Source organism: Corynebacterium afermentans subsp. afermentans, from assembly GCF_030408355.1.
GTDB lineage: Bacteria > Actinomycetota > Actinomycetes > Mycobacteriales > Mycobacteriaceae > Corynebacterium > Corynebacterium afermentans.
In genome coordinates this window covers 2,188,599-2,201,549 of sequence record NZ_CP046606.1, presented here as the reverse complement: position 1 = coordinate 2,201,549, position 12,951 = coordinate 2,188,599, and the positions used below count along the sequence as shown (strand labels likewise).

General features: G+C 65.5%; 13 protein-coding genes. 5 read left to right on the top strand and 8 right to left on the bottom strand.

What is annotated here, in order from left to right:
• Nucleotides 1–20 precede the first annotated feature (20 nt).
• The 3 genes from CAFEA_RS10455 to CAFEA_RS10445 form a co-directional block, all read right to left on the bottom strand.
• Nucleotides 21–1,073 carry a type II glyceraldehyde-3-phosphate dehydrogenase gene (locus CAFEA_RS10455; protein ID WP_063936940.1) on the bottom strand — a complete coding sequence of 351 codons (1,053 nt, stop codon included), beginning with the start codon at nt 1,071–1,073 and terminating at the stop codon, nt 21–23.
• 87 nt (nt 1,074–1,160) lie between these two features.
• Nucleotides 1,161–1,823 (bottom strand): DUF305 domain-containing protein, encoded by a 663-nt coding sequence (locus CAFEA_RS10450; protein WP_063936941.1) that lies wholly within the window; start codon nt 1,821–1,823, stop codon nt 1,161–1,163.
• A 52-nt stretch (nt 1,824–1,875) separates the two neighbouring features.
• Nucleotides 1,876–3,981, bottom strand: a complete 2,106-nt coding sequence (locus tag CAFEA_RS10445; protein ID WP_290183936.1) for a copper-translocating P-type ATPase — start codon at nt 3,979–3,981, stop codon at nt 1,876–1,878.
• On the opposite strand from CAFEA_RS10445, the gene CAFEA_RS10440 reads away from it, so the two are divergent.
• Nucleotides 3,916–4,146: a hypothetical protein gene (locus CAFEA_RS10440; RefSeq protein WP_290183940.1), complete on the top strand. Its 231-nt coding sequence runs from the start codon at nt 3,916–3,918 to the stop codon at nt 4,144–4,146. The genes CAFEA_RS10445 and CAFEA_RS10440 overlap by 66 nt on opposite strands.
• A 13-nt stretch (nt 4,147–4,159) precedes the next feature.
• Here the strand turns inward: CAFEA_RS10440 and CAFEA_RS10435 are convergent, their stop codons facing one another.
• From CAFEA_RS10435 to CAFEA_RS10425, 3 genes are all read right to left on the bottom strand, one after another.
• The gene (locus CAFEA_RS10435) at nt 4,160–4,486 is read right to left on the bottom strand and encodes a heavy-metal-associated domain-containing protein (protein WP_063936943.1); all 327 of its coding nucleotides are present in this window, start codon (nt 4,484–4,486) and stop codon (nt 4,160–4,162) included.
• Between the two features lie 110 nt (nt 4,487–4,596).
• A complete protein-coding gene (locus tag CAFEA_RS10430; protein ID WP_063936944.1) occupies nt 4,597–5,724 on the bottom strand; it encodes a sensor histidine kinase in 1,128 nt (375 codons plus the stop codon).
• On the bottom strand, nt 5,721–6,443 hold the full coding sequence (locus tag CAFEA_RS10425; protein WP_143313303.1) for a response regulator transcription factor: 723 nt from the start codon (nt 6,441–6,443) through the stop codon (nt 5,721–5,723). The genes CAFEA_RS10430 and CAFEA_RS10425 overlap by 4 nt, the downstream gene beginning before the upstream one ends.
• 402 nt (nt 6,444–6,845) lie before the next feature.
• On the opposite strand from CAFEA_RS10425, the gene CAFEA_RS10420 reads away from it, so the two are divergent.
• Nucleotides 6,846–7,421 (top strand): CueP family metal-binding protein, encoded by a 576-nt coding sequence (locus CAFEA_RS10420; protein WP_063936945.1) that lies wholly within the window; start codon nt 6,846–6,848, stop codon nt 7,419–7,421.
• Nucleotides 7,422–7,492: 71 nt separating this feature from the next.
• Nucleotides 7,493–8,965, top strand: coding sequence for a multicopper oxidase family protein (locus CAFEA_RS10415; RefSeq protein WP_063936946.1), 1,473 nt, complete (start codon nt 7,493–7,495; stop codon nt 8,963–8,965).
• 157 nt (nt 8,966–9,122) lie between these two features.
• On the opposite strand, the gene CAFEA_RS10410 is transcribed toward CAFEA_RS10415, so the two are convergent.
• Together CAFEA_RS10410 and CAFEA_RS10405 are read right to left on the bottom strand one after the other, a co-directional pair.
• A complete protein-coding gene (locus CAFEA_RS10410) occupies nt 9,123–10,412 on the bottom strand; it encodes an LCP family protein (RefSeq protein ID WP_063936947.1) in 1,290 nt (429 codons plus the stop codon).
• 31 nt (nt 10,413–10,443) lie between these two features.
• Nucleotides 10,444–11,142 (bottom strand): CPBP family intramembrane glutamic endopeptidase, encoded by a 699-nt coding sequence (locus CAFEA_RS10405; RefSeq protein WP_063936948.1) that lies wholly within the window; start codon nt 11,140–11,142, stop codon nt 10,444–10,446.
• A 17-nt stretch (nt 11,143–11,159) separates the two neighbouring features.
• Between CAFEA_RS10405 and CAFEA_RS10400 the strand changes: the two genes are divergently transcribed.
• Both CAFEA_RS10400 and pheA read left to right on the top strand, forming a co-directional pair.
• Nucleotides 11,160–12,074: a DUF2891 family protein gene (locus CAFEA_RS10400; protein WP_063936949.1), complete on the top strand. Its 915-nt coding sequence runs from the start codon at nt 11,160–11,162 to the stop codon at nt 12,072–12,074.
• Nucleotides 12,075–12,095: 21 nt separating this feature from the next.
• Nucleotides 12,096–12,944: a prephenate dehydratase gene (gene pheA, locus CAFEA_RS10395; protein ID WP_290183521.1), complete on the top strand. Its 849-nt coding sequence runs from the start codon at nt 12,096–12,098 to the stop codon at nt 12,942–12,944.
• Nucleotides 12,945–12,951: the final 7 nt, after the last annotated feature.

Below are 12,951 nucleotides of genomic sequence, written 5' to 3'. Positions count from 1 at the left end.
GTGGGTGTCTCCTGCTGGAATCAGCCGTTGGACAGAGGTGAGAAAAAGTCCGCGCGCACCCCCAGGGCACGGTCGGTGCGCTGGATGGACTCATCACCGTCTTCCACGGTGCCAGCCAGGGCACGGATTGCGTCGATGTTCTCGGGGATGACGATGGCCTGGTTGTCGACCGTGTACGTCCAGAACAACTCATTGCCCTGCACGGTCAGGATATCTTCCCAGATGGCGACCTCATACATATCGCCCCGTGGCCGGCCTAGATCTCGCATCAATTCGACGGTGCTGTTGACCGCCACGATTCCATCGGAGCGCCGCACGAAAGCGATCCGCGGCATCGCCTTCAACGCTTCGAGAACCTCTTCTGTGTCTGCCGGGCGGGTTAGCTCGATGGTCCAGAAATGCAGGTGGTTGTGGGTGTGCGCTCCCTTGGCCGCCATGGTCACCACATCCAGGTCGGGGACCACCGACTGGGCGTCTGGGCCTTGATGGCTGGGAATACGACCTTCGGGAACTATGGTGTTCATGATCCCCGAGTGGTCGGATTCCCACGGATCGGTGGCCCGGCGGACAAGCACTCCCCGCGCTTTGGACAGCAATCCAGCGTCCTGGAGTGCGATAAGGGTGCGGACAGTGCCGGTGGTGTTGCAGGAAACCACGCGGGTGGTGTCGCGTCCAAGCGTGGAACTGTAGTTGGCGTGGGCAACGAAGGAGTGGCCGGTGAGACTGTGCTTCTCCCCGCCCTGGAACACGGACTTGACTCCATGGGTGCGATAGAGGTCGAGGTTGCCGGCCCCGATGGTGGACGGGGTGCAGTCCACCACGACATCCGCGTTGTCGAGCAGGTCCGGTAGTTTCCCGGCGATGGGATATCCGGCAGCGCTCATCTCTTGGTGGGCTTCTTCGGTGGAGGCATAGACCGGGATGCCCTGCGTGATGGCGGTGGCGACCCGGTAATCGGTGGTGACGTCGCTGACCCCGAGGAGTTCCATGTCTTCCTGGGCTCTCACCGCGTCGGCTACACGTTTACCGATGACACCGTACCCGTTTACTGCAACCTTGATTTTATTCGGCATGCTGATTGTCCTTCCCGGAAATCCTCGTTTGGCCCGATGGCCGTATGGTCGTGTTTCTCATCTGGGGTGGTCGGGGAATGTCCTTATTCAGAGCTCGTTGAGCATCTGCTCCATCTCGGCGATCTCGGCCTCCTGATCTTCAATGACCTGCTCAGCCAGAGCGATGGCCTGCGGGTTCTGGCCATCAGTGACCTCTTCGCGGGCCATATCGACCGCGCCCTCATGGTGGGCGGTCATCTGCTCAAGGTAGAGCCGGGCAGCCTCGGTGCCCTTGGCGTCCTCGAGGGCTGTCATGTCCTCCTCGCTCATCATTCCACTCATCCCGCCATGGTCCATCTCACCCATATCACCGGTGACCGGATCTTCTTCCCAGGTCTCGAGCATGGTATTCATCCGGTCGATCTCCGGCCCCTGGGCATCGATAACACCCTGGGCGAACTCGATGACCTCGGCCGGGATATCGTCCTTGGCCAGGAGGATTTCACTCATCTCCACGGCCTGTTGGTGATGCGGGATCATCATCTGCGAGAACATGATGTCCGCGTCATTGTGCTCGGCGGAGACCTCTCCGGCCGCCCCCGTCTCTGTCTCAGGATCCGTGGTGGCCCCGGTCGTTTCGGTGGTGTCGGGGGCGGACGTAGTGGCGATGGTCGTGGTGTCGGTGTTTTCTCCCTCAGTGTTATCTGCGCAGGCGGACAAAACCAGGGTGGAGGTCAAGGCGAGAGCGGCGATGGTGATGGTGCGCTTCATGGGGGTTCCCTTTCGGAGGTTGTGTATGGGGGAGTCGATGAAGGATTGAAAGTCAGCGGACGGGGGCTGCAGAGCTCATAGCAGCCTTCTCCTCCTTCCCGTCGGTCGGAGCCAGGTGGGCCGGATCCAAATCAATGCGGCGTAGCAGCTGGGCGTTCAGGGCCACCACGATGGTCGAGGCAGACATCAAGATCGCGCCCATGGCCGGGGACAGCACGAACCCGATCGGGGCGAGCACGCCGGCGGCCAGCGGCACGGCGAGGATGTTGTAGCCAGAGGCCCAGATGAGGTTCTGGATCATCTTGCGGTAGCTGGCCTGCGAGAGCTCAATCATCGACAGCACTGCCCGCGGGTCATCACTGGCCAGGACCACTCCGGCGGATTCCATGGCCACATCCGTGCCGGCCCCGATGGCGATACCGACCTCCGCGCGGGTCAGAGCGGGGGCGTCGTTGACACCGTCGCCGACCATGGCCACGCTCAGGCCACGCTCCTGTAACTGGGTGACCTTGGTGTCCTTGTCTTGGGGCAGGACCTCGGCGAAGACCTCATCGATCCCCAGGTCCTTGCCAACCGCCTGGGCCACCTGCTGCGCGTCACCGGTGATCATCGCGACCTTCACCCCGCGGTCTTGCAGGGCTTTCACGGCGGCGTGGGATTCGGGGCGAATCTTGTCCTCGACGGCCACCGCACCGATGATCTGACCGTCGCGGACAATATGGAGCACACCGGCCCCACGCCCGGTCCAGGCGCTGGTGGTGTCGGTGAGCTCGGCCGGGGCGGTGAGGTTGAGCTCGCGCAGCATGTTCGGCCCGCCCACGAGGATCTCAGCGCCATCGACAGTGGCCCGGACCCCCCGGCCGGAGGCGGCGCTGAAACCAGTTGCACGGATTTGCCGACGGGAGGCCTCGGGATGGGCGGCCGCGGCCGCCACGATGGCGCGGGCCACGGGGTGCTCGCTGTCGGCCTCCGCGGCGGCGGCCAGGGCCAGCAGCTCGCCCTCGGTGACGCCGACAGCTGCCGCGACACCGGTGACCGCGTGCGCCCCCTCGGTCAGGGTGCCGGTTTTGTCGAAGAGCATCACGTCGATGGTGCGCATCCGTTCGAGCGCCATCCGGTCCTTGATGAGCACCCCGGATTTCGCGGCCCGCTCGGTGGAGATCGCAATGACCAGCGGAATCGCCAGGCCCAGGGCGTGCGGGCAGGCGATGACCAGTACCGTGACCGTGCGCGCCACGGCATCGTCCGGGCTGCCGAGGATGGTCCACACCACCGCGGTGATCAGAGCGGAGATCAGCGCGAACCAGAACAACAACGCCGCCGCCCGATCCGCCAGGGCCTGGGCCCGGGAGGAGGACTCCTGGGCGTCGGCAACCAAGCGTTGGATCCCGGCCAGGGCGGTGTCCCCGCCGGTAGCCTCCACCCGGATGCGGACGGTGTTGTCGGTGGCCACAGTACCGGCGACCACCTTGTCACCGGTGTCGCGGAAGACGGGACGGGATTCGCCGGTGATCATCGCCTCATCGAATTCGGCGGCTCCGTCGAGGATGGTTCCGTCGGCCGGCACCCGGGCACCGGCCCTCACCAGCACGACGTCGTCGACGACCAGCTCGGAGATGGCCACGGTGCGGGTGGTCCCGTCGATGACCTTCTCGGCCTCATCCGGCAGCAGGGCAGCCAGCGCGTCAAGCGCGGAGGACGCGGCCCCGAGAGCACGCATCTCCAGCCAGTGGCCCAGCAGCATGATGGTCACCAGCAGGGCCAGCTCCCACCAGAAGTCCAGGTCAAAACCGCCCAGCCCCAGAGTGGTGACCCAGGAGGCGACAAACGCCACGGTGATGGCCATGGCGATCAGGAGCATCATCCCGGGTTGGCGGGATTTCAGTTCGTTCCATCCGCCCTTGAGGAAAGGCGTTCCGCCGTAGACGAAGATGATCGTGCCCAGCACCGGGGGGATCCAGGTGGATCCGGGGAATGCCGGGAGGTGGTAGCCGAGCAGCTGGGCGACCATGGGGCTGAAAATAACGACGGGAATGGACAGAATCAGCGACCACCAGAAGCGGTCCCGAAACATTGCGGTGCTGTGTCCGGCGTGTTCGCCGTGACCATGAACGTGGTGGTCTTCGTCCATGGCGGAGTGCGGGTGATCGTGGGGCATCGCCTGGCCGTGGGTGTCGGCATCTGCGTGGTGTTCGTGGCTGGCATGATCCGGGTGGTGGGTGTGGTCTGTTTCCGGAGCGGGGTGATCACCATGGTGATCTCCGGAATGGTGGGGAGTGCTCATGAGGTTCCTTCCGCATCAACCCGGTCGGGGTCGAGATGATGGGTAAAACTGATCAGGATAAGACGGTGTAGCCGGCCTCTTCGATGGCCCGGCGAACCATCTCCGGAGGTACGGCACCGGTGACCGTGACGGTGGAAACACCACCAGCGGCGAGATCAATCTGGACGTCGTCGACCTGGGGGAGGGCCTGAAGGGCCTGGGTCACGCTTTTCACGCAGTGCCCGCAGGTCAGGCCGGTGACCTGGTAGCTAGGGGAGGATCCTCCTGCTGACGAGTCGCTGGCGGCAGGGGTGGAGGCGGTGTCGGCATGTGAGGCGGGTCCGCAACAGCTGCAGCCGTGGGAGGCCATCGGCAAGAGGTGGGGCGGGGAGGTGGTCATGGGAAAGCTCCTATGGGTCGTTGGGTGCGGTAACGCTCGTTAGCATATACCCCCCGGGGGTACATTTTCAAGGGGTGGAGGGCACGGCCCTCACGCGGGGCAGGGTGTGGTCACCGAGCAGCCTCCTCACTGTCGGGAGGGGACAGCGGGAGGCGGAGGGCAAACACCGCTCCGCGACCGGGTCCGGGGGAGGTGGCGGTGAGAGTGCCGCCGTGGGCCTCGATCAATGCCTTGGAGATGGTCAGACCGATACCGGCCCCGCCGTTATCCCGGCTGCGGGCGGCATCCCCCCGGTAGAAGCGTTCGAAGATGTGTCCGAGCTGGCCAGGTGGGATGCCCTCGCCGTCATCGGCGACGTGGATGAGCGCGGTGGACGCCCCCTGTCGGTAGACGCTGATCCGAACCTGCCCGCCGGCCGGGGTGTGCCGTAGCGCGTTCGACAGGAGATTGCTCATCACCTGGCCGAAGCGTTGCCGGTCCACGAGCACCCGGGCGGCGTCCGTAATGGTCTCGACCTGTAAATCGACGCCTTTGTCAGCATAAGCTTCCCCCGCGGCAGCAGCGGCGGTATGGAGCAGATCCCCGAGCCCTTCCTCCGCCAGGTCCAAATCGATCCGGTGTTCCTGGGCCCGGGAGACATCGTCAATGTCTTCCATCAACCGGGTCAGGCGGGTGAGTTGGTCAGCCATGATCGCGTGGGTGGCATTATCCCAGTCCACGACCCCGTCCTGGAGACCATCGAGGTAGACCGTGAGCACCGATAAGGGGGTGCCCATTTCGTGGGCCAGATCAGAGAGCATCTGGCGGCGGACCTGTTCGGTGTGTTCCAGCCGGTCGGCCATGGTGTTGAAAGCATGCGCCAGGGTGGTGACCTCGGGGCCTGCTTCTCCGGCGGGCACGCGGATATGGGAGTTGCCGGCCGTCAGGCTGGTAGCGGCGCGGGTGAGATCCTGCAGGGGGGTGCGCAGGCGACGCGATAACCACAGGCTGGCCAGTAGGGCGCTGATCAAGGCGGTGGGCAGGGCGACGGCCAGGGTGATCAGGTTGGCGTCCCGGTAGGCCTGCTCGGCATGGAACAGCTCCAGCGAGGGGTACTCCCGGCCGGTCATCAACATATGATCCTGGAACAGGGTCGGGCCCACCATCGTGGCCGCGGCCGCGGCCACCAGCAGGCTAATCACCACGACCAACACCTGGGCGGCCAGGAAGCGGAAGGTCAGGCCGGGTTCGTGATTCATGGCTGCCCCACCCGGTAGCCCACGCCACGCACGGTGTCGATAAACCCCCGGCCCCGGGTGTCGGTGCCGAGCTTGCGACGCAAGTTGCCGATGTGGACATCGACGATGCGTTCATCACCGACCCAGGTGGTGTCCCAGACCTCGGTGACCAGGTCGTGGCGGGTCAGCACCTGGCCGGGGCGCAGGGCCAGGGCAACCAGCAGCTCGAACTCCGTGCGGGTGAGCTCGACGGTCGTCTCCCCCACCCGCACCTGATGGGCGACGGGGTCAAGGATGAGGTCACCAACGATCAAGGGGGTGGTCACCTGCGGTGGGGTGGTGCTGGTGCGCGGGCGGCGCAGCACCGCATGCACCCGGGTCACCAGTTCCCGGATGCTAAAAGGTTTGGTGATGTAGTCATCCGCCCCCAGGGTCAAACCGCTGATCTTGTCGTCCTCGCTGCCACGCGCGGTGAGCATGAGGATGTAGCAGTCCGAGAAGGTGCGGATCCGTCGGCATACCTCCAGGCCGTCGAGTTCGGGCAGCCCCAGATCCAGTACCACAACATCGGGGGAAAAGTGACGGGTCTCGTCCACGGCCTGGGTGCCGGTGTGTGCCTGGCGGGTATCGAAGCCGGCCCGGATGAGGTAGGAGGCCACCATCTGAGCCAGGGGTTGTTCATCATCGACGACCAGCACCCGCCCCGGGGGCGTGGCGGTGGTCGGTGTGTGGTCAGCCATAGACCCCAGTATCGCTCCGGGCAGGGGGAATACCACCTTCGCTCAGTGCCCGGCGGGAAATCTTCATCAAATCTTCAAACATCACCCTTCGACCGTCGTCACCCCTGTGCCCCACCCCGGGCCGGCGGCATCGCCTCCCCTGGTCGGTTCAGCAGGCGCCACCAGGGATTTCACTGCCTGCACCGCATACCCGGGGTGGGTGGAAGGACATCGCCCACGGCTGTGGGGTGGTGTTCCGGTGGTGACCCAGCCCACCGAATTCACCCCCTTTTCGCCCTGTTATAAGGCTTTGAGCAGGGTTTTTGAATTCTAGTCCGTTAGGCACCCGTGCTAGATAAAGGTATGGCATCGACCTTGAGGCGGTGTCTTCTCATGGCCCTACCACGATCCAAGGAGATTGACGTGAAACGAGCAGCGATCGCAGCCGCCGCCCTTGCCCTCGCCCTCACGGGGTGTTCGGCCGCCGACCCGGAACCCACCGCCGATGGGACGGTGTCCCAGGATGCATTCCTGACTAGCCATGGCCTGGCCGACATGGACGCGGTGGAGATCATTGATCACCTCGACCGGCAGAAGGTCACTGAGCGTCCCACGGATCTGATCGCCTCAGTGCGTAACGATGAACTGCTGCTCTCGAGCGATGACCAGGAAGTCGCGCTCGATCTTCCCGACAATCAGACGTATGTCTCGATCGCACCCTATCTCACCTCCACCCACGACTGCTTCTACCACAGCCTCACGACCTGCCAGGGGGAACTCGACAATGAGGATATCCAGGTCACGATCACCGATGAGGCGACCGGTGAGGTGCTGGTGGACGAGGCGACAACAACCTTCGACAACGGGTTTATTGGCTTCTGGCTTCCCGATGATGTCACCGGCCTGATTGAGGTCAGCTACCAGGGGCGTACCGGCACCACGGAGTTTTCCACCACCGACGACGGTGCCACCTGTGTCACAGACCTGCGCCTGACGTGATGGCTCAGCAGGATCCTCACCTGCGACTGTCTCCCGTGCCACTGAAATCTTGCACCAAGGAAGGTTAAATCATGACGAACGCGTTTTCCCGACGACAGTTTCTGCTCGGCGGGCTCGTCCTCGCCGGCACCGGGGCCGTGGCCGCCTGCACCAGCGACCCTGGACCCGCTGCCCCGGCACCAGGTCCCTCCCTTCGCCCCACTCCCACCCCCACTGCGCTCGGTGAGCCGACGGTGCGCCGGACGCTGACCGCGCGGCCCCTCTCCCTGGATATCGGCGGCATCGAAGCCAAGACGTGGGGATACGTCTCTGACACCGGGGATGCGGCCATTGAGGCCACCGCCGGCGACGTCCTCCAGGTCGATATCACCAATGAACTGCCTGAGAGCACCTCCATCCACTGGCATGGCATCGCACTCCACAACGCAGCCGACGGTGTGCCCGGCATGACCCAGGATCCCATTGAACCTGGCGAGTCTTTCTCCTATGTTTTTGAAGTCCCCCACGGTGGCACCTACTTCTACCATTCCCACACCGGCCTGCAACTCGACCGGGGTCTGCACGCCCCACTGATCATCCGTGACCCGCAAGACGCTGAGGACCAGGACGTCGAGTGGACCATCGTGCTCGACGACTGGGTCGATGGCATTCAGGGCACTCCCGACGATGAGCTCGACAAGCTCACCGGAATGGGTTCGGGCGACCATAACGGAATGGGAGGTCACGGCCAGATGATGCACGGCACCCCGGACCGGGTACTGGGCGGGGATGCCGGTGATGTGATGTATCCGCACTACCTCATCAACGGACGTATCCCCCGTGCTCACCGGACCTTCGAGGCTCGCCCGGGCGACAAGGCCCGCCTGCGGTTTATCAACGCGGGCGGTGACACCATCTTCAAGGTGGCCCTCGGTGGTCACCGCATGACCGTCACCCACACCGACGGCTTCCCTGTCCAGCCCAGGGAGACCGAATCGATCTACCTGTCGATGGGCGAGCGTGTCGACGTCGAGGTCATCCTCGGCGACGGCATCTTCCCGCTCACGGCTTTGGCGGTGGGTAAGGACGACCGCGCCTTCGCCGTCATCCGCACCGCCGGCGGCCAGGCCCCCCGCCCCGATGTCGACTTCCCCGAGTTGTCGTCCACCGGACTGCTTCTGTCCTCCCTGAAGCCAGCAGACCGTGCACTCCTGCCCGAGGGCACACCAGACCGAGAAGTCAGCATCGACCTGGGCGGGCAGATGATGCCGTATGAATGGAGCATTCTCACCGACGGCCAATCCTCCTCCGCGACCGTGGAGGAGGGCCAGCGCCTGCGGATGGTCATGCGCAACAGGACCATGATGCCCCATCCCATGCACATCCACGGACACACGTGGGCGCTGCCCGGCAGCGGCGGGCTACGCAAGGACACCGTCCTTCTCCGCCACGGTGAAACCATGATCGCCGACCTGATCGCTGACAACCCCGGTGAGTGGGCATTTCACTGCCATAACGCCTATCACATGGAAACCGGGATGATGAGTTCCCTGCGGTACGCCTAACCCCGCAGCATGGTCGGTCGCTGGGGTGAGCTGGGTCGCTGCAGACCACCCACCGGGCAGCACGATGACCTTCCTCGGTGTTGTGGTCTTCCGGGACAACCAGAACACCGTTTCCCGCCTGTGGCCGCTTGTTGCGCCAACCGCCCCGCTCGGCGCCCTACCACAGGGACTCGAACAGCGCTTCGGCCTCCGCGTCGTCCCAGAGCACCACGTTGCCCACCTCGGTGTCGGTGAAGCCGCCGATGGGCACGGTCTCCGTCTTTAGGCCGCCGCGCAGCGCGATGACGATGCGGGCGAGGTTCCAGGCGTGGTCGTCGGAGTTGACCGTCAGCAGGCTGGGGGTGACCCACAACAGCCGCGCCATCCGGAACGGGTTCAGGTACACGGACGGGGACAGCAGGCGCGTGACCAGCGTGGTCATGAACTCGCGCTGGCGTGCCACGCGGTCCAGGTCGCCCTGGGCGGTGGCGCGGGTGCGCACGTAGCCCAGCGCGGTGGGGCCGTCCATTTGCTGGCAACCGGGTTGGAGGTTGATGTTGGCCAACGGGTCGTCGATGGGCTCGGCGACGCAAATCTCCACGCCGCCCGCCGCGTCGACCACGCCGGCGAGGCCGCCCATGCCGATCTCCGCGTAGCGGTCCACGTGCAGCCCGGTGTTCTGCTCCACGGTTTCCACCAGCAGCTGCGGCCCGCCGATGGAGAACGCGGCGTTGATCTTGTCGTAGCCGTACCCGGGCACGGGCACATACGAGTCGCGCGGGATGGACACCAGCGTCGGCTTTCCGCGCAGTGGTAGGTGCATGAGCATGATCGTGTCGGTGCGCACGGTGCCCAGGTCGCCGCCGGTGCCGAGGCGTTCGACGTCCTTTTCGCTCAGGCCCGTTCGTGAGTCGGAGCCCACGAGCAGCCAGTTCGTCCCGGAGGTGCCGGAGATTTGCTGGTCAGGCATGGCGGCGGTGCGGTTGAGGCGCGCGTCCGCGATCAGCACCGAGCCGATAAGCAAGGCGATGACCAGGGCAAGTACTGCGCCGCAGCCGGGGAGCTTTACTTTGCGACGTTCCTTCGGCCCCCTCCGCCTCCGCTTCGACACCTGCAGCGGGACTTCCTCCAGGGCGGGCCGCTGCTGCGCCTTACGCGGCGCCGGCCGCTGCTGCGCGGGCCGGCTGCGCGGATGCTCCGGCGCGCGGCGCGGCTCGTAGGCGGCGGGGGGTTCGTAGACGGTGTGGCCCGGCTCAACCCGCGCAGAAACCGGCGGCGGAACTCTGCGCGCGCGGGGTTCTACGCGCGTGAATTCGTCGGGGTGGCGGGCGGCGGGATCGCGTCGAGAAGCAGTTGTGCGACGGCGAATGGGGCGGCCGAAGCGGTCCACGAGGGGCTTGCCGTCTTTGCCCAGCACGAACTCGCCCGCCTTATCGCGGGGGTCGTTGGAATGGGGCGTAGTAGACATGCGCTAAGTGTAACCAGTGTGACGGAAGTGTTTAGATTCCGAGCCACGACAGGTCCAGCAGCGGGTAGGCGATAAACGCCACGGCATCGATGAAAAAGTGCGCCAGGATCAGCGGCCACACCCGGCCAGTTTTGTGGAAGTACCAGGCAAAGATTACGCCCATGACAATGTTGCCGACACCCGCCGAGACCCCCTGGTACAGGTGGTAGGAGCCGCGCAGCACCGCCGAGGCCGCGATGAACTGCCCCGGTTTCCACCCCAGCTGCTTCAGGCGTGTGACCAGGTACATCACCACCACGATCTCCTCGCCGAATCCATTGGCGAACGACCACAACAGTGAAGTGGGGATCTGCACCGCGGCGGTGGTCGGCACCACCACCTTGGACAGGCCGAGGTGCACCGCGGCGACGTAGAACGTCAGGCCGGGCAGCCCGATCAGCGCTGCGAACCCGGCCCCGCAAGCGGCGTCGGACCACCGAGGCCAGCGCCAGCGCTCTTCCAAAAGGAACCATGCCAGCCCGCCCCACGCGAGAAGCGTCAGTGCGGAAGTCGCCTGCAGCGCCAGGTCGAGCCAGGGAATCGACGAGGCTGCGTCGTGGATGGTGGTGCTCTGTTGGTTCAGCGGGGCTTTCAGCAGCGAGTCCACAAGCCGAAGCGCCGCACGCAGCCCCGCGGTGCCGAAGGTGACCGCGAGGACGAGCATGATTTCGAGCTTCAGGCGCCGAGTCATGCGCTAACTTTAACGCCATGCAGGATTCGTGGGCGCGCACTATCGAGCAGGTTGTCGGCCAGGAATACCCCGCCGCCATGCACCATGAGCAGGCAGGCTCCGGCCACCCCGACCCGCGGACCCTGCACCCGGCGTTTTGGGGCTCCTACGACTGGCACTCGTGCGTGCATATGCTCTGCACCGCGGTGAAGATGCATTTGCGTGTCGATGACCACAGGCTCGCCGACCTTCTCGATGAGCGCCTGACCAAAGACAACGTCGCCGCTGAGGCCGAGTACCTGCGGACACATCCCGTCTATGAGCGCCCGTACGGCTGGGCGTGGGCGATGCAGCTGGTCAAAGTGTGCCGCGGTACCCGGTGGGAGGGCTCGCTCGCGCCGCTTGAGGCCCAGCTGGAGCGCAACATCGCCGTGTGGCTGGGCACGCAGCAGTGGCCGGTGCGCCACGGGGTGCACTCGAACTCGGCGCTGGCGCTGCTGCTCATCCACGATGCTGCACCTGCGCTGCACGAGCTGGTGGAGCGCACCGCCGAAGCCTGGTTCGGCGACGACCGCGCCTACCCGCACGCGTGGGAGGTTTCGGGCCACGATTTCGTTTCCAACGGCCTGGCCGAGTCCGCGCTAATGCGCCGGGTGCTACCAGCCGAAGAGTTCTCCACTTGGCTGGGCGGCTTCCTCACACCCGCGGCGTTTGAGTTCTACACCGCGCCGATCCAGGTCGCGGACCCGCAGGACGGCCAGCAGGCCCATCTCATCGGGCTCATGCTCACCCGCGCCTGGTTGCTGCGCGAAATTGGTAAGCCGGAAGGAACACAGGTGCTTATCGACGCAGCTGCGCCCCACCTGACCGGCGACAACTTCATGGCAACGCACTGGTTGATCACTTACGCGGTCCTCGCGGAGGACGCGGCGGCAAACATACCTGCCAGCTGACATTCGTGTACAAACGTGGCTATGCGATCCGGTGAGAGTCCAATGACCCGCGTCGCCTACCTGGGCCCTGCCGGCACTTTCACAGAAGAAGCAGCGCTGCGCTTCGGCATCGAGGGCGCGCAGTACCTGCCTGTTGATTCGCCGGCCGCGGCTCTTGCCGCCCTGGACGCGGGCGAGGCAGAGTACGCTGTGTGCGCGATTGAGAACTCCATCGACGGCGCGGTGACCACCACCATGGATGCGCTCGCCGCAACCCCGAGCGCGCGCATCGTGGGAGAGACCGAGCTCGCCATCGCGTTCGCCGTCATGACCAGGCAGGGCCAAGCACTTGATAGCGCCCTCCGGCTCGCCACCCACCCCGTCGCCCACCAACAGGTCAAGCGCTGGGTGGCAACACACGCGCCACGCGCGGAGTTCATCCCTGCACCGTCCAACGCTGCCGCGGCGAAGATGGTCGCCGACGGCGCGGCCGACGTGGCCGTCGCCCCGGGGCGGGCGGCGGCGCTGCACGGGCTGGAAATCCACGCCCGGGGTGTCGCTGACGCGGAGACGGCGCGGACGAGGTTCGTGCTCGTCGCAAAGCAACCTGCCCTGCCGGAACCCACCGGCAACGACCGCACCGCGATTGTCTTCCGCACGAAGAACGAACCCGGCGCCCTGGTGCGCGTGCTGCAGGAGTTCGCCGCGCGCGGGGTGGACATGACGCGCATCGAGTCGCGGCCCACGCGCGAGGAGCCCAACACCTACGACTTCTTCGTGGACCTCGCAGGCCACGCAAATGACGCGGCGGTGGCGGCCGCGCTGGAGGCTGGCGCCTCGCACACCACCGCGATGCGGCAGCTTGGCACCTGGGCGCGCACGGGGCGCTAGTCCGGTG